Source organism: Turicibacter sanguinis (assembly GCF_013046825.1).
In the GTDB taxonomy this organism is placed as follows: domain Bacteria; phylum Bacillota_I; class Bacilli_A; order MOL361; family Turicibacteraceae; genus Turicibacter; species Turicibacter sanguinis.
Map to the genome: position 1 here is coordinate 1,648,506 of NZ_CP053187.1, position 17,431 is coordinate 1,665,936.

Genomic DNA, 17,431 nt, shown 5'->3' on the forward strand with positions numbered 1-17,431 from the left:
ATTCAACTATACGATAAATTCTTTAAAGTTGGTTTTAAAGATACGACAGAGCGCTTAGGAATTGTCTTCACGCCTGTTGAAGTCGTTGACTTTATCATTCATTCCGTAGATGACGTGTTAAAAAAACATTTTGGTAAATCAATTAGTGATGAAGGGGTTCACATTTTAGACCCGTTTACGGGAACTGGAACCTTCATCGTGCGCTTACTTCAAAGCGGACTGATTAAAAAGGAGGATTTACTAAGAAAGTATACGCAAGAATTACACGCTAACGAAATTGTACTATTAAGCTACTATATTGCAGCTATTAATATTGAGGAAACCTTTCATTCCTTATCAGAAGGGGATTATAAGCCATTTGAGGGCATTGTTCTTACTGATACCTTCGAAAGTACAGAGCGAGAGCACTCCCTTGATAGCGTCCTTTTTAACGAAAATAACGCTCGCTTAAAACGTCAACAAAAAGAACCGATCTTTGCAATTATCGGAAATCCACCATATTCTGTAGGTCAGAAAAATGCTAATGACAATAATCAAAATCAAAGATATCCTATTTTAGAAGGTAAAATAGAAGATACTTATGCTAAATATTCTAAAGCAAATTTAACAAAAAGTTTATATGATTCTTATATTAAAGCCTTCAAATGGTCGAGTGAACGTATTAAGGAAAAAGGGGTTATTGGTTTTGTAACAAATGCTTCTTTTATAGATAGTAATAGCGCAGATGGTTTAAGAAAATGTTGGTATGAAGAATTTAATTATATTTACATCTTTAATTTACGTGGTGATCAACGTACATTAGGGGAAAAATCACGTAAAGAAGGTGGAAAAATATTTGGTTCTGGAAGTAGAACACCAGTAGCTATCACCTTATTAATCAAAGATGGCTCAGATAATCATCAAATCTTTTATCACGATATAGGTGATTACTTATCTCAAAAAGAAAAATTATCTATTATCGCTAATAATAAATCAATTTCTAATTTAACATGGACTCAAATTATCCCAGATATTAATAACGACTGGATTAACCAACGCGATGAAAATTATGAAAAATATATTTCTATGGATGGAGAAATTTTTGCAGATAGAATACCTGGAGTAAGTACCAGTCGTGATGCATGGGTATATGATTATTCAAAAAAGAATGTTAAAACAAAAGCGAATACATTAATTGATAATTATAACTCAGAAATAGAACGATTAAGCACCATTACAGATAGTAAAGCAAGGTTAGCTCAAGTTAATAACTCAAATGATTTTATAAAATGGAGTGTAGGATTAAAAGAGAGTTTTAAAAATGGAAAAAATATAGTAGCAAATGATAATGAGATTATTTTGAGTATGTATCGTCCATTTGCAAAAAAATTCTTATATTATCAAACAGAGATTATCGAACGTCCATCTAAATGGAAAAATTTATTTAAAGAAGATAATAAAATAATCTATGTAACAGGATTAGGAGCGAGTCGTGGATTTTCTTGTCTTGTTGTTGATTTAATTCCAAATTTACACTTAATGGATACAGGGCGTGGTTTCTATTGGAAAAACACACATACAAACTCATTAAATATTAACAAAGATATTCTAAACAAATTTGATTTAACTGAAGATGATATTTTTGGGTATATTTATGGAGTATTACATTCAAATGAATATAAACAAAAATACGAAAGCGACTTAAATAAGGCATTTCCTCGTATTCCGATTTTAAAGAATAAAGATGCATTTATTGGGGTAGGTAAAAAACTTACTGATTTACACTTAAATTATGAGAGTGTAGCACCTTATGAAGATGTTGAGATAACTTATAAATCATCAAATCCATCTTATAGAGTAGAAAAAATGAAATTTGGTAAGGTACGAGATGAAAATAGAAAGTTAGTAAATGATAAGAGTATAATCATCTTTAATAGTGATATTACGATTAGCAATATTCCAGAGAAAGCGTATGAATACATGGTAAATGGTCGTTCTGCGATTGAGTGGATTATGGACCAATACCAAGTAAAAACAGATAAAAAGTCTGGAATTACAGATGATCCAAATCTGTTCTCGGAAGATGAAAAATATATTTTCAACTTGTTATTAAGTATTATCAATGTTTCAGTTCAAACAGTAGATTTAGTTAATAGTCTTCCAAAACTAGAAATTATTGAGGATTAAAACTTGGAGATAATATGTCTAATTATTTTATTATGAATAAACTCCCGTTTTAAAATAAATTTTAAGTATATATTATTACCTTGAATAATTATTTAGGAGGTAGTAATATATGTCAGCTATCGCAAAGCGTGTAAATATTATTTCACTTAAAATGATAAAGGAATCTAGTTTTCTTTTTCAAACACGTACCATTTCATCACCTAAGGATGCCTATGAGATGATTCATGAGCAACTTGAAGATTTGGATAGAGAGCAATTCATCATTGCTTGTTTGAATACAAAGAATGAACCAACTAATATTTCAGTGGTAGCAGTTGGTTCATTAAATAAGGCTATCGTTCATCCAAGAGAAGTCTTTAAAACGGCTATCCTGTCAAATGCAGCTAGTGTCATGGCCTTTCATAATCATCCATCGGGAGAAACCACACCATCACAACAAGATATTCAACTAACTAACCGCTTATATGAAGCGGGTGAGTTACTCGGTATCAAATTGTTAGATCATCTCATTATCGGAGATGGAACATTTACATCATTAAAAGAAAAAGGTTATTTATAAGGAGCTAAGTGAGTATTAAAGTCGCTTAGCTCTTTTTATTATGTCGTAATTTAATAAGGAGGATAAATTTATGAGCCATAAATTAACGATTTGTATTACTGAAACATTGGAACGTCTGATTGAAGTAGAGGTTGATGACATTGACTGTGATCCGATTGAATATGTCAGACAACAATATCTTGATGAAGAAATCATCTTAGATTCTTCAGATTTAGTTGATACTGAATTTAGAATATGTGAATGATTTTGTTGACATCAACCGACAATATATTCCATAATTAAATGACAACAAGAATTATGGAGGTATATACAATGTTTGATGTTTATTATGAAGAAGCTGATGAGTAATATATTTACTCAATGATAAAATTTAATGAAGTAGATAGAAGAACCAAGTGAACATAGAGTTTGCTTGGTTCTTTTTTATTTACCTTTTTAATAGGAGGAGTTTGAAATGTTAAAGTGGATTAACGTGAAAGAACTGGTTCGATTAGATTTAGATGAATCAAAGTCATTAGGAATTATGAGATTAGATTGGTCAGGATCAACGATAGATGAAGTTTGTAATCAGTGGTATCCATCAGAACAGTTTGATGAAGTTATCACAAAATATGATATCTCTATTCAATCGTTACAAGAAGGGTTAAATGAATTAATCTTTAATCAATTAAATGTATTTAATCAAGTCATCGAACAATGTGGAGGTGAAGGATATAGTTATGAACAGACATTCAAAGTTGAAACAAGTGATTTCAATTTCTTCATTCGCTTAAAACCTGTAAGAGGTGAATATAGTCATATCTTTGTTTATTATCGTTAAACAAATGAAGGAGGTTTAAAGATGGCAATTGTAAATAGAATGAGTCTAAGAACAGAGGTGGTATATAGTGATGATATGAAACATCGCTATATAATAAGGAAAGAGTGGGATAAAAATAAACCTAAAGCTACCATTATCATGATTAATCCATCAAGTGCTAATGAAGTAGAAATTGATCATACCACTATGAATGTGATTAATAATCTGAATCGATTAGAGTATGGAGCTGTAGATATCACGAACTTATTCTCATTGATTTGCCCTAAGATAAGTTATAGAAAATCAATTGGTGAATTAGTTGAAGATGAGAATGATATCTATATAGAGAAGTCATGTTTAAAGTCAGATATAGTTATCATTGCTTGGGGTTCAATTGGAGAAGGGAGTAAGAAAATTACAGGACGACAGGAAGAATTACTAGAGAAACTAAAACCATTTAGAAATAAGATGTATGTGATCTGTGATCCTTATCGGAGTATTCCGATGCATCCCTTATGTCCACGAATTAAGAATCAGTGGCGTTTAGTTAAGATGTATAAGGAGTAATCATTAATTATTCAAAATTAAATTCAATTAGTATTAATTATGATTTAATACTTAACCAATCCATTAGAAGACCTAGCCAATAAGGCTAGGTCTTTTACATAGGAACAAAGAAAGGATGAAATAAGCAATGAAAATTTGGAAGTTAGAACAGTTAAAGCAAGAAATGAATGTAGATGAAATGGTCTTAGCGAAGGCAGAAGAGATTCTCAAGGTCTTAAATGTTCATTATGGGGATGACCGATTAGTGACCGATTTAGGTGGCTATATCTTGTTGGATATAGAAGAAATTCATATATTCATTAATCAACATTCAACATTAATTCCTGAATACATTGAATCCTTTGAAGGTCGAGATTCAAATCAATATGTGGAAGTACTGTTCATGTTATCAAGTGATGATCATGTCGTGCTTTATTTGTTAAAAGAAACATTAGATAAAGATTATCCAACATTAGTTAAACAGTATGAAGCATTAGAAGGAGGGGAGTAAGATGTTGTATTGGTTAAAAGTCATTGCATTAGTTCTAGAACTTATCATGGAAGGTTTGAGTCAAGGAGAAGCTATCCATCGAGTGGCTGGACGATTAGGACTAGATCCAGAAGAAATCAAACGTTGGATGTAATAAAGGAGGAGGAAACAATGCAACGATACATAACAAGTGGAGTCAATGAACAAATCTCAATAGACATACAACTGTTTTGCTGGTACTGCTATGAGGTAGTTAAAGCGACAGGTAAATACGACTACCTACAAGTGTTTGAATTGAAAACGGTTGGAGAAGATACACAACAAATTGAACATAGACAAGAAGTACCAGAATACAATCAAGTTTATCAACTAAAGTCAATTAATCCAATCGAGCAGAAGATCTTCATCATTGATGAAGGAGAATATGCCACGATGTTGTTAGCAGAAGAATATTAATCAAAAAAGACATAGCCTATCTTATTTAATTTAGAATTTCATTAATGAATTTAAATCATTTATTCATTAATAAAATTCCATTAAAACAATAGGTCTATGTCTTTTTTTTCCCTCTTTCCCTATATGAATAAAAACGGAGGGAGATAAAAAGGGAGTGTAGAAACTAAGTGAAATCAATAAAAAATAAATAAATTCCCTGTTTCCCTTTAGAAATAAAAAAATAAATAAAAGATCTAATCAAATCTAATGAATAAAAATAAGATTGACGTTTAAAAAAATGAGGGAAATAGGGAAAGTAGCTCTCAAAGTAAGTAAGACCAAGAAAAAAAGTCTCCCTAATCCAAAGGGAGACTCAAAAGATGTAAAGGGAAGAGGGAATTCTATTCCGGGAGGATATGAAATAGCTTAACACGTTTATGCGATTTAGTTGGATCACATTCACTAATTGTAGTCAGTAGCTCATAGAATAGATTCAAAGAATTATTCTTATTGATTAAGAAACAAAGTGTTTGATTAGATTCGGTAACATCGAAGAAATAACGTTCTAATGGATAGTTTTGAGTCTCCTCCATATATAAATTATTCACCTGATTTAAGTATTCTTGAAGTAACTCTTTGAATTGTAATATTCTTTCAGATTCAACATCTGGTTTTAGTCGTAAATATATATGAACTAAAGATAAAGGTATAAAGTTTTTTTGTTTTACTTTTCGGTAACAAACTGGTTCAAAAATATCGAAATCTTTTATTAGCTTAGATAGCTGTAAAGAGGTTTGTTGAGGAGCTTTCATTCCTTTTAATACATAGTGATGGCCATTATATTCAATACCAGCTAATTCTAGATCACGTCGGATAGATGCATCTGATAAATGATTTAGACCAAATTCATCAAAGACAGATTTGATATCTGCAAATACGATACCATCATCTTCACCAATTGAATCTAGTATCAGATTGATAAGTGTCTGACGAACTTTCTTCATAGTATCTTTTTGTCTTCTTGGACGTTTAGTTTGGTGTTCATTAATCATAAAATAACCTCATTTCTCACAAAGAATAAATTACCATAATATCCATTTTATAGGTTTTAAGTGGATAAAAAAACAGGTATAAATTTGAACCGTAGCCTGCCGGCCCGCTAACTTAACTTATGTCAATAAAATATAATAAAATAGATATTAATGTCAATAAAATCAGTTAATTTAATGAATTTTGATGTTTTGACATCAATAAATTGCCATGCTAAACTTCTAATTGTTCCGGAACGAGATTTGTTTAGAGGTGATTTAAATGTGTGTGAATTATCTGAATGAAGTTTTAAATGAAGAGATGATTAATGAATTAATAAATGCTGGTCCTTGTTACTATAATGAAACTCCAAGCCGTTATACAGGGGTTGTCAATCAAATTGATTTTTATATCGATTATTCAAAAATGATACCAATAAGTATTATTCGAATTGAATGCGAAGACTTCCTTAATGAAAAGACAAGTCATCCACTTGTACTTTATTTAGACCAATCTAATCAATACACTAAGAAGTTATTAAAAAATCTTCAGATGACATTTAATGATCCACTTGTTCCACAATTTGAACGTTTAGTAGGTTGTGAATTAAGTTTTGAAGTAACGTGGCTTGATGAAAATCAAAGTTTTATTATGGATGCCTGGTTAATTAAACATAATTCTAGTTTAAATGATAAAGTAGTCACTCATTTAGGAAAGTTAGATGAACCTGTTATCTTAGACAAAGCAGATTGTGATTTACTAGATCCTAATTCTAAGGTTAATCAATTAGAAGCAATTAGAGTAGAGGATTACGTCGATGATTGGGATGAGTTAGATGAATCTTATTATGCTAAAGTAGCGAATCAATTGTTTTAGGAGTGAGACATAATGAAAAATGTAATAAAAAGGCCACAAATGGAAAAAGAAAAGAAGAAAACGTACTTGCCATATCCAAATATTTATCTGACTAGCAGGGGTGTTTTCAGAAAAGAAGAGCTTAAAGATGAAGAACCTAAACATCATTGGATATCAAATTATATCAATTTAAAGGAACATTCATTAAATCTTGAAACAAATCAGCATGAAGTCACAATTGAGTACCTACCCCAAGGTTGTAACACTCTTAAGGAGATAAGTGTTTCAGGGGATGAAATTGCAACTTTGAATAAAATTGAACGTTTGTCTTTATATGGTGTTGATATTAATAGCTATAACAAGGGTGACATATTAAAGCATTTACGAAATTGTAAAGCATCAATACCATGTATTAACAATCATTCCGATTTAGGATTTGTTTTAGTTGATAATGAGATGGTGTTTAAGCACCATCAACTCATCAGTTTAGGTAAAAAGCAGACTTCTAACTATAATGGTGAATTAAACATTGAGCCTAAAGGTTCTCATCAAGAGTGGTATAGATTAATTAAGGAAGAAGTTCAAGGGTATACGCCTCTTGAACTTGCAGTAATCATGGGATTAGCCTCTGCAACCATTGGCTTTATCTCAAAAGAATTATCTGTTGAAAACTTAATTGTTAATCTAGTAAATGATAGTTCTACTGGAAAGACGACGGCTTGCCAATTAGCTGCCTCTGTCTTTGGTTCACCCATCTTGAAAGATAATGGTTTGGTCATGAGTTGGAATTCTACATTTAATGCCTTACAAAACAAAGTAGCAGGAAATACAGGGGTTGTCGTTGTCTTTGATGAAGCAAGTATGGCTAGAAATGATGATTTTACTAAGGCTATTTATTCTTTAGCAGAAGGAAAAGAAACTGCCCGTATGCAGAAGGATGGAGTAGTCAAGCAATCAAAGGTGTGGAATACGCTTATTATTTCTACCGGGGAAAAATCTTTATTTGAGGCTTCAAACAATAATTCCGGTTTAAAAGTAAGATTGATTGAGTTGAGTCATATTGTCTGGACCAAATCAGCAGAGAATTCTGAAAAAATAAAGCAAATTATATCTAATCATTATGGTTTTGCGGGCTACATGTATGCTGAAGAGCTTTTGAGACGTGGTAAAAATCATATTGTAGAAGGAATATTACATTGGAGAAGTGAAATTCGATATAAAATGATTTAAATTAAAATTTTTTTTGATTATTAAGTTATCTTTTAGGATTGAAAAATATTGATTGTTTTTTTTGTCTAATGCAAGAGATTTAATATTTTGTTATAAGTATATATTATAGATTTTATGATAATAATTTATTTTACTTATGGTTGCGATGGGATTAAACTATAAGTGTGAAATTCATTAGGAGGTTTTGACATAATGAATAAAAAGAGACTGATTGAAAAATATAATCCATAACAGTAAAAATAAGAGCGACTTAGGCTTAATCAATTTATATGTTTATTTCATGGTGATTAAACATTTTAAATAATCTAATTTTTTAGCTAATAATGACATGAGTTTTTGAGATATAAGTTACTTGAGTCAATAGATACTAAAGATACAAAGTAGATTATAGGGTTAAGTCGTGAAAAAATAGACATCATAAGAATAGACCGTTACTTTGAAACTTAGAGCGGTTGAAATAAAGATTTTTAATAACTCATTAGTTAGTATAATCTATTTCAATATTAGTTTTATTATCTATCAAAATTTCTTTAAAATTTGTCAAAAATAAAAGGAGATCAAATTACTTCGTAAGGTGGTCGAAAGGAGACTTAACATATGTGTACAGCATTATCATTAACAGCAAAAGATGGTTCACATTTATTCGGTAGAAATATGGATATTGAATATTCATTTAATCAATCAATTTTATTAACACCACGTCGTTTTGATTATAAAAATCGTGCAACAGGTGAAATGAATCAAACAAAGTATGCGATTATTGGAATGGGAACCATTATTGATGAACATCCATGTTATGCAGAGCTTTTTAATGAAAAAGGATTAGCGGCAGCAGGATTAAACTTCCCTAACTACGCACACTGGGATGAAAAAGCAATCGAAGGAAAAACAAATATCCCTCCTTATGATTTAGTTTTATGGGTCACTTCAAATTTTGAAACAGTTAAAGAAGTAAAAGAAGCTTTAAAAGATGTTGTTTTAGTTGATGTTCCAGTCAATGAACAAACTCCAATTGCTCCTTTACACTGGATGATTTGTGATAAAACAGGTGAAAGTATCGTTGTAGAAAAAACAGTAAATGGTTTAAGTGTTATGGATAATAAAGTAGGAGTTTTAACGAATGCGCCAACTTTTGATTGGCATTTAACAAACTTAACTCAATACATGGGATTAACGTCGACACAACCAAAAGATATAACACTCGGAGAACAAGAATTACATCCATTAGGGCAAGGGCTTGGTGCTTTCTCATTACCAGGAGATTATTCATCACCATCACGATTTGTTAAAGCTGCTTTCTTACGTAATAATATCGATTATGCAAATGTTAATTACTCTGGAATCAGTGAATTCTTCCACATCTTAAACGGAGTTGCAATGGTTCGAGGATCAGTCGTTACTCCTCAACATTTAAATGACATTACGTTATATACATCTTGTATGGATCAAGAACGTGGAATTTATTATTACAATACTTATACAAATCATACGATTTCATCTATTAATATGCATAATGAAGATTTAGACGCAAAAGAAATTAAATCATTTAAATTTAATGATGAATTTGCTGTAAATTTACAAAATTAATAAAAACTTATTTATTAAAAAGATGCTCCTTAAGTTTTAGGAGCATCTCTAATGAGTCATCTAGAAAGGTCGATTTTTATGAAGCAAACAATTAGTAATTCATCAATAGATAGAAAAAAATATTTTATTATTTTTGTCTGTATGTTTATTCAAGCGATTCCTTTTGGAATTGCTCAAAATATTCAACCACTTTTTGTTCCATATGTGGTTGAAAAATTTCATTTTTCACTAGCTTCTTTTAGTTTAATTTTCACATTTGGTGCAGTTGCATCTGCTATTTTCTCACCATTTTTAGGGAAATTATTTGGAAAAGTTAATATTAAATTATTATTTATTATAGGGACAGCCTTATCAAGCTTAGCCTTTGTTGGTTTTGGTTTTGCAAAATCGTTACCTGAATTTTATTTATATTCTGGAATTCAACAAGTAGGATGTGTCTTATTTTCGGGATTAGGTGTTCCTTATGTTATTAATAACTGGTTTCCAAATAAAGGACGTGGGAAAGCATTAGGAATTGCCTTCTCTGGTGGATCAATCGGTAATATCTTTTTACAACAATTGACATCACAATCATTAGCAGCTCAAGGACCTTCTGCTTCATATATGATGTTTGGACTTCTTTCTTTATTAGTTAGCTTACCTGTTATTTTACTCTTTATCCGTTTACCTAAAGAAGTAGAAGAGTCTAAAAGTGAAACAGAAGCAGTTAATCCTTTAATTGAAGATGAAGGATTAACTGCAGCAGAAGTAAGAAAAAATAAATATTTTTGGATTTTTGCTGTCGGATATGCAATTATGGCGATTGCTATCTCAGCATTAAGTACACAATATGCGACTTACTTTACAGGAGAATTACATTTTAGTGCAACACTAGTCGGAACACTTGGTTCTGTATTTGCCGCTTGTTGCTTGATTGGAAATATCGGTGGTGGAGTTTTATTTGATAAATTTGCAACTTTTAAAACAATGTTTATTGCCATGCTTTTACAAATTATTGCTATTCTCGCGATGTTATTAGCAGAATATATTCCAATAGCAGCTTTCTTATTTTCAATCGGTTATGGATTAAATGTTTACTCGTATATGTCTGCACCTGCATTTATGGCGAGTGATGTCTTTGGTAAAAAAGAAGCCAGTGTTAAATTAGGAATTATTAGTTTAGCATTTGCGGTTGGATTTGCTGCAGGGTCAAGTTTATTTGGAATGATTGTAGATCAAGTCAGCTTTACCGCTGCATGGATTACTTTACTAGGATGTACAGTATTTGGATATTCGTTATTATTAACTGGAATTAAAGGATATAAAAATAAATCTTTATCATAGTATAATAAAACTGAATTATTCATGATCATTCAAAAAAGCTGTGGTTTAGACTAAGATTTAGTCTAAACCACAGCTTTTTATCGTTTTTATCTTAAATTTGAGTCAATCGATGCTTCAACTCCCTAAAAAAGGGTAGACTCTCCCTCGGTGATGTGTTACTCTAAAAGACATCTTATTTTCAAAGAACGAATCGAGTCACTTACACTAACTGAATCAACTGAATCCTTTTTAAACAGTGATGGAAAATTTCTTTGTAGGGATAGTGACTACAGAGTTTGAACATGATTCTTCGTGAGTGTTTCACTTGCTTAGCAGCGATTTTAATGAGTTTTGTCCGTAAGGTTTCAATCTGCATCTTAGAAAACTCATGAGCTAATGTTAATCGTCTGAATCCATTGAAGAGATTGTAGGCTAACACGACCAGTTGAATTCGGTTAACATTTGTCATCAAGTGCTTATGATTGACTTTATCCATTCTGAATCTATTTTTACAGTCTTTGATATCGTTTTTCATCGTCCCACGTTTAGCGTATAGACTGATAACCATCTCTAGTCTTGTTTCCATGTTCATCACTAAAAATAAATAGTTAGGAATAAGTTCACCTGCTTTTCGTCTCACTTGAACGATGACACGTCTGGGTTGATTCCAACTCTTTGCTTGATAGGTAAACTCCCCATAGAATTGTTGAGAATATTGAAGCGAATAATCTTCTAAAAACTCATCCGTTACTGTTTTAGCTAAACGATAGAGAGTGGAATTTGCCTTTAAACGAATCACATAGTTTGTGTTTAACGTTTCGCATAACTAATAAAGTTCCTTATGAGCAAATCCAACCTCCGTGAACGAGTCGATAGCTCGATGTAAACTCCTTTTGATACCATGATAATAAGGGACCGATAAAAGAAACGATATTCCTTGAAGTATATACATTCCCCGCACGAAGCTCAACTTTTAAACCGTCTCCAGTTATTCCATAAAAAAACCATGAGAGGGTGAAAGCCTTGTGCTTGATAGTGGGTGTTAAAGGCATTCCCATATTGATGACCATATGTCTGAAAATGAGTGGAATCCATATCAAAAATAAAATGATTAGGAGCTTCGACTTGATAAAATTGCGACAGTAGTTTTTGATGGATGAGTTCAAATTGCTTGCTTGTTTCCTTCGTTAATCGATGAGTAAAACGAGATAAAGTCGGTTGAGAAGCTAACGAGGGCTTATCAAGCAAAGTTGTTAATAAAGGTTCAACTCGTCATTCATCCACATCATCAGCACAGTGATAACCAGCAATGGTTTGTTAAATTTGTTGGAGACAAAGGTCGTGATTCGTATGAGTTCGAATCGCTTGATCAGTTTCTAAATGAAAATGTTGTTGCAATAGTTCTGGAAACTTCACGTGATGCATAAATTCTTGAATTAATAAAAGTCCTGCATCAGATGTTAAATCTCCACCCTCGAAATTAAATTTAATCTTTTTATGGAAATGAAGTCGCTCTTGATGTATCATAAAAATGTAATCTCTCCTTAGTTTTGGTTTGGCGATTAAAACGATATCAAATGAGAGGTTATTTTCATAGCAAAATGCTTCACTTAAAAGGTGAAATAAAAAATAGAGAAAAAGCGTTGATTCCACTAAGGACTCAACGCTTTTTACATTTTTATGGTGAATAATTCAGGTTAAATTAAATTTTACTTGAATTTGTGTATAAGATAGTATTGTTAGGCAGATATTTAGAGGTGTACAGTGATTTTCAATAACTTCTCATTAATGTTGAATTTATTATAGTATTAGTCATTAATACAAACTAGTAAAAACGATAGGCAGGAATTATTAAAATGAAAATACTTTTAGATAAGATTGGAAGATTACCAGTGGGGATAATTGCAACAGCTATTGGGTTAGTTACACTTTCTAATATTTATTTTGGATTGGGATATACTTGGGTTAAGTATCTTTCAATTGTGATGGCAACACTAGTATGGTTAGCAGCACTTTTAAAGTTAATTTTACATTTTGAGAAAGTAAAGTTAGAATATAAACAAGTGATTCCTGCTAGTTTATATGCCACATTTGCGATGTTAACGATGATTTTAGGAAGTTTTATTGCTGATTACTTCTATGGTATTGGAAAAACAATTTGGTTAATAGCGATTGGTATACATCTTATTCATACTGTTATTTTTACTTATACACATGTTATTAAAAGATTTGATAAAGAATCATTTATTCCAACTTGGTTTGTTACCTATGATGGATTACTCGTTTCAACAGTTGTGGGATCACATATGCACGAACCATTAATTTCAAAAATTATTGTTATCTATGGATTAATTATGTTTATTTTGATTATGCCATTTATGATTTTCCGTATTTTCAAGCGTCCGCTAGCTGAACAAGTGTATCATACGGCAGCTATTTTAATGGCACCTGGATGTTTAATATTAGTCAGTTTGTTAAATGTATACCAGGAGCCAAATCCTTGGATTTTATATGTACTATACATTATTATTTTTAGTGCTTTTATTTATATTATCTATCATATTCCTCAATTCTTTCGCTTCTCTTTTCATCCAGGATTTGCAGGACTAACTTTTCCAATGGCGATTGGGACAGTAGCTACTCAACGTTTTAGTACTTATTTAATAGAACATCAACATCTCATAATAGGAGAGTTTTTACACCAATTAACGGGAATTCAACTTTATTTAACTACAGCAACAGTTGCTTTCGTTGTTTATAACTTTATTCGTATGATTGTTCAATCTTATCGAAAGTGTATATAACAAAATATAAAATATAATGTTGAATTTAAATCGATGATTGTTGAACTTTATAAAACTGGACGGAAAGTCTTAGAACTTAGTCGTGAATATGGTGTATCAGAAGTAACGATTTATAAATGGGCCCCTGCCCTGCGTTAGCAGGTATCCACCATTAGTAGGGAATAGATTAAACAGATTTCTCCTATTACCTCAATAGATGATACTGATATCACACTTGAGGAAATTAAGCGCATGAAACAAGAGATGTTACGTTTACAAGAGGAAAATGAAATCTTAAAAAAGGCTATGACCATATTCGCGAGAAAGTAACTCAATCTGAATTATGTCAGTTTATTGATCAACATCATCAAGAACATGATATTAAGCAACTTTGTGAGGTCTTAAGTGTCCCAAGAAGCACTTATTATCAATCGAAGCATCAAACTGAATCTAAGTGGAAACATGAAAATCACCAACTGCTTGAACGAATTAAGAAGATTTATTTTGAAAGTAGCCGTCGATATGGTGCTATTAAGGTACACCGTCAATTGATTAAAGAAGGATTCTCTGTTAGCTTGAAACGTGTTCAGCGACTAATGAAATCAGGCGGTTTAGCTTCGATTATTCAAAAGAAATATACCCCGTATAAACAATCTAAGGAACTTGTTTTAGAACGTGATAACATTCTAGAACAGGATTTTTCGACGACTTCAATTAATCAAAAATGGGTATCCGATATGACTTATATTTACGTTCAAAAAGAAGGTTGGTGCTACTTAACTTCAGTGATGGATTTACATTCAAAGAAAATGATTGGTTATCATTTTTCTAAGCAAATGACAACAGACATTATTGTTCAAGCTTTAAAGAATGCTTATGTTTCTCAAAGACCCAAAGACAAGGTTATACTTCATACTGATTTAGGGACACAGTATACCAGCGAAGATTTTAAAAACTTAACCTCAGAACTTAATGTCGTTCAATCTTTTAGCCGTAAGGGATGCCCTTACGATAATGCTTGTATTGAATCATTCCATGCCACCTTAAAGAAAGAAGAAGTGTATCAAACCACATACGTGACGTTTGAACAGGCTAGAATGGCCTTATTTCAATATATTGAAGGCTGGTATAATCGCAAAAGAATTCATGGTTCCATTAATTATTTAACACCAGAAGAATGTGAGCAACTTGCACGACAAATTGCTTAAAAACTTAACTTTTTTGTGTCCAAAATATTGACCTAGATCCAATTATTTGTATATACAAAGGGTAATAAAATGCTTACTTCAATTAATCTAACTAATAATTTTCAAGATAATAAAATTCAATTGAGTATACCGTTAAAATTATCTACTCAAAAAATAGAAGGAAGAGATATGACTAAAGCAGAACGAGAAATGTATCGTGACTTACTCATTGAACATGTACAAAAAGAGGGTATCGATCTTGATGGGAGAACAGCGTATCTTGGAACTTATTCGACACTTCTTCAACGTATCACATATCCAACAGGAGAGAAGTTTTTAGAAAATTTGATTAAGTTAGCCATTCTAAAAGGACATTTTGCAAAGAATAAACACTACACTCTTCCTAATATTATATAGAAATAAAAAACCATTATCTCAAATCAGATTAAATCTGAACTCAGATAATGGTTTTTGTTTTGTTCAATTTCCTGTAACAGTTGCGGACGTGGATTTCATGGTGGAGATGGGGCGTTCCGGTTAGTATCCACGTCCCGAATTGTAATTAAGTTCAAATTATAAGGTAATTTATGCTAAAATTATGATAGGAAATTAATTGAAAGGGTGAAAATATGGGGGTCTCTAGTGAAAATATTCAAACTGTAATAGATTATTTAAATAGATATCAAGGAAAGCAGTATGTTGTTTCAAATAAACTAAAAACTAGTGAACAGAAAATAGAAATGCTTGAATTTAAGAAAAATGGCCAAGAGGCTGTAGATTTACTACACTCGATTGCAAATACTGTACGAGAATCAGCATTACCTAATTATGAGATAGTAACTAATAAGCGTTGGTTTAATGCGGCCCAAAAAGGATTAACTTATTTTTGGATTGAATATAAGAAAACTGGTTATAAAGACAGTAAGTCTAGTATCTCACTATTTATTTCAGTAGAACAAGGATGTTCATCTCCGGTATTTTTAGCTGTAGAAGCAAAAGATAATAAATGTAGCGAACTTGATTATAAAAAGCATAACCGGTTAGTATATAAGGAACTAGAATCTTCTAATCTATATCTCGCATTAAAGTATAAAAAAGATGCTACTCATTATATTACAAATCTTTCAAGGGAAGAAGTTATCGAAGAGTATGAAAAAGGAAAATTAGACAAGGTAAGATTGCAGTTAGATATTAAAGCTCCGTATGATAATTTACTAAAGAGATTAGAAGAAGGGGTTAAAGAGTTAGAACCCTATTATTTGGAAGCTATTTCGGATTTTGATGAAGAAAATGACGGTATTAATGAAGGTGATTCAAAATATAATGTCAAAATAGAAGGTTTTTATCCCAAAAACATGATTTTATATGGGCCACCGGGTACTGGAAAAACATATCACACTATTTATTACTCAGTGGGAATTATTGAAGGGAAATCTTATGATGTTATTGTACAAGAGCCATATGAAGATGTTTTACAACGATATACTTATTATAATCAAAATGGTCAGGTCATGTTTACTACTTTCCATCAATCTTATGGATATGAAGAATTTATCGAAGGAATCAAACCAAAGTTAATAAATTCTAATTTAGGGAGTAAAGGTCAAGATACGAAAGATGATAATTTATTGTACACATTAGAACCAGGAAAATTTAAGATGTTTTGTAAACGTGCACTAGGTTATATGGATAATGAACAAGATGAAACTAAAAATTTTGTTTTTATTATTGATGAAATTAACCGCGGGAATATTTCTAAAATATTTGGTGAATTAATTACACTAATTGAAGCAAGTAAACGATTAGGTGAAAAGGAAGAAATGACATTGCAACTTCCATATTCAGAAGAAGCGTTTGGAGTTCCGAATAATGTGTATATAATAGGAACAATGAATACAGCAGATCGATCTATCGCACTAATGGATACAGCACTTCGAAGACGATTCAATTTTATAGAGATGATGCCTACCCCACAAGTACTTGAGAAAATAGATCAGGATATAATGCAGGGAATTAGTGTTTCTAAGATATTGGAGGTAATGAATCACCGAATTGCAGTATTGTATGATAGAGAACATACAATCGGACATGCATATTTTGCTAGTTTAATTGAAGAACCATCAGTAAAGAAATTAGCCGAAATTTTTAAAAATTCAATCATCCCATTATTACAAGAATATTTTTATGAGGATTATGAGAAGATTCAATTAGTTTTAGGAGATAATGCAAAATCTGATAATCAATATAAGTTTATAGTTGATAGAAAGTTAAATGTAAGTGAAATTTTTAAAGGTCATATCGATGTAGACATAGCTGAAAAAGATTATAAAATTCAGAGTCAAGCTTTTTCATTAGCCCAAAGCTATATTGAAATTTATAGGTAACAGGTGATGATTGTGAGTAAAGTTATAGAGGTAAAGGAATTTGATATTATAACCTGTAACCCTGTATATAGAGATAGTT

At 31.3% G+C, this 17,431-nt stretch carries 16 protein-coding genes and 3 pseudogenes; 16 read left to right on the forward strand and 3 right to left on the reverse strand.

Features of this window, described 5'->3' with window-relative positions:
- From HLK68_RS07975 to HLK68_RS08005, 8 genes are all read left to right on the forward strand, one after another.
- Positions 1–2,166, forward strand: a complete 2,166-nt coding sequence (locus tag HLK68_RS07975; protein ID WP_394812702.1) for a type ISP restriction/modification enzyme — start codon at positions 1–3, stop codon at positions 2,164–2,166.
- A gap of 109 nt (positions 2,167–2,275) precedes the next feature.
- A complete protein-coding gene (locus tag HLK68_RS07980; RefSeq protein WP_132942871.1) occupies positions 2,276–2,725 on the forward strand; it encodes a JAB domain-containing protein in 450 nt (149 codons plus the stop codon).
- A 70-nt stretch (positions 2,726–2,795) separates the two neighbouring features.
- Entirely contained in the window at positions 2,796–2,969 is a 174-nt protein-coding gene (locus HLK68_RS07985; RefSeq protein WP_132942870.1) for a DpnD/PcfM family protein, read from the forward strand.
- 210 nt (positions 2,970–3,179) lie between these two features.
- Entirely contained in the window at positions 3,180–3,545 is a 366-nt protein-coding gene (locus tag HLK68_RS07990) for a hypothetical protein (RefSeq protein ID WP_132942869.1), read from the forward strand.
- 21 nt (positions 3,546–3,566) lie between these two features.
- A complete protein-coding gene (locus tag HLK68_RS07995) occupies positions 3,567–4,091 on the forward strand; it encodes a DUF1643 domain-containing protein (RefSeq protein WP_132942868.1) in 525 nt (174 codons plus the stop codon).
- A 127-nt stretch (positions 4,092–4,218) separates the two neighbouring features.
- Entirely contained in the window at positions 4,219–4,581 is a 363-nt protein-coding gene (locus HLK68_RS08000) for a hypothetical protein (RefSeq protein ID WP_132942867.1), read from the forward strand.
- Between the two features lies 1 nt (position 4,582).
- Positions 4,583–4,714, forward strand: a complete 132-nt coding sequence (locus HLK68_RS14695; RefSeq protein WP_262942022.1) for a hypothetical protein — start codon at positions 4,583–4,585, stop codon at positions 4,712–4,714.
- A 17-nt stretch (positions 4,715–4,731) separates the two neighbouring features.
- Complete coding sequence (locus tag HLK68_RS08005; RefSeq protein WP_006783875.1) at positions 4,732–5,016, forward strand: DUF960 family protein; 285 nt, start codon at positions 4,732–4,734, stop codon at positions 5,014–5,016.
- 380 nt (positions 5,017–5,396) lie between these two features.
- Here the strand turns inward: HLK68_RS08005 and HLK68_RS08010 are convergent, their stop codons facing one another.
- A complete protein-coding gene (locus tag HLK68_RS08010) occupies positions 5,397–6,047 on the reverse strand; it encodes a hypothetical protein (RefSeq protein WP_040763783.1) in 651 nt (216 codons plus the stop codon).
- Positions 6,048–6,306: 259 nt separating this feature from the next.
- On the opposite strand from HLK68_RS08010, the gene HLK68_RS08015 reads away from it, so the two are divergent.
- The 4 genes from HLK68_RS08015 (at position 6,307) to HLK68_RS08030 (ending at position 11,019) form a co-directional block, all read left to right on the forward strand.
- Entirely contained in the window at positions 6,307–6,900 is a 594-nt protein-coding gene (locus HLK68_RS08015) for a hypothetical protein (RefSeq protein ID WP_040763784.1), read from the forward strand.
- 12 nt (positions 6,901–6,912) lie between these two features.
- Positions 6,913–8,109 carry a DUF927 domain-containing protein gene (locus HLK68_RS08020; RefSeq protein WP_132942866.1) on the forward strand — a complete coding sequence of 399 codons (1,197 nt, stop codon included), beginning with the start codon at positions 6,913–6,915 and terminating at the stop codon, positions 8,107–8,109.
- A gap of 597 nt (positions 8,110–8,706) precedes the next feature.
- Positions 8,707–9,696: a choloylglycine hydrolase gene (bsh, locus tag HLK68_RS08025; protein ID WP_006783877.1), complete on the forward strand. Its 990-nt coding sequence runs from the start codon at positions 8,707–8,709 to the stop codon at positions 9,694–9,696.
- A gap of 78 nt (positions 9,697–9,774) precedes the next feature.
- The gene (locus tag HLK68_RS08030) at positions 9,775–11,019 is read left to right on the forward strand and encodes a conjugated bile salt MFS transporter (RefSeq protein ID WP_155062423.1); all 1,245 of its coding nucleotides are present in this window, start codon (positions 9,775–9,777) and stop codon (positions 11,017–11,019) included.
- Between the two features lie 199 nt (positions 11,020–11,218).
- Here the strand turns inward: HLK68_RS08030 and HLK68_RS08035 are convergent.
- Together HLK68_RS08035 and HLK68_RS14575 are read right to left on the reverse strand one after the other, a co-directional pair.
- Positions 11,219–11,809 (reverse strand): annotated as a pseudogene (locus HLK68_RS08035) (transposase); the annotation flags it as partial.
- A gap of 155 nt (positions 11,810–11,964) precedes the next feature.
- A pseudogene (locus HLK68_RS14575) lies at positions 11,965–12,525 on the reverse strand (transposase).
- 329 nt (positions 12,526–12,854) lie between these two features.
- On the opposite strand from HLK68_RS14575, the gene HLK68_RS08050 reads away from it, so the two are divergent.
- The 4 genes and pseudogenes from HLK68_RS08050 to HLK68_RS08065 all read left to right on the forward strand — a co-directional run bounded on the left by HLK68_RS08050 (position 12,855) and on the right by HLK68_RS08065 (position 17,352).
- Positions 12,855–13,802 carry a TDT family transporter gene (locus HLK68_RS08050; RefSeq protein ID WP_132942865.1) on the forward strand — a complete coding sequence of 316 codons (948 nt, stop codon included), beginning with the start codon at positions 12,855–12,857 and terminating at the stop codon, positions 13,800–13,802.
- Between the two features lie 33 nt (positions 13,803–13,835).
- A pseudogene (locus HLK68_RS08055) lies at positions 13,836–14,989 on the forward strand (IS3 family transposase).
- Between the two features lie 168 nt (positions 14,990–15,157).
- A complete protein-coding gene (locus HLK68_RS08060; protein ID WP_132942864.1) occupies positions 15,158–15,385 on the forward strand; it encodes a hypothetical protein in 228 nt (75 codons plus the stop codon).
- A gap of 212 nt (positions 15,386–15,597) precedes the next feature.
- Positions 15,598–17,352: an McrB family protein gene (locus HLK68_RS08065; RefSeq protein ID WP_132942863.1), complete on the forward strand. Its 1,755-nt coding sequence runs from the start codon at positions 15,598–15,600 to the stop codon at positions 17,350–17,352.
- Positions 17,353–17,431 lie beyond the last annotated feature (79 nt).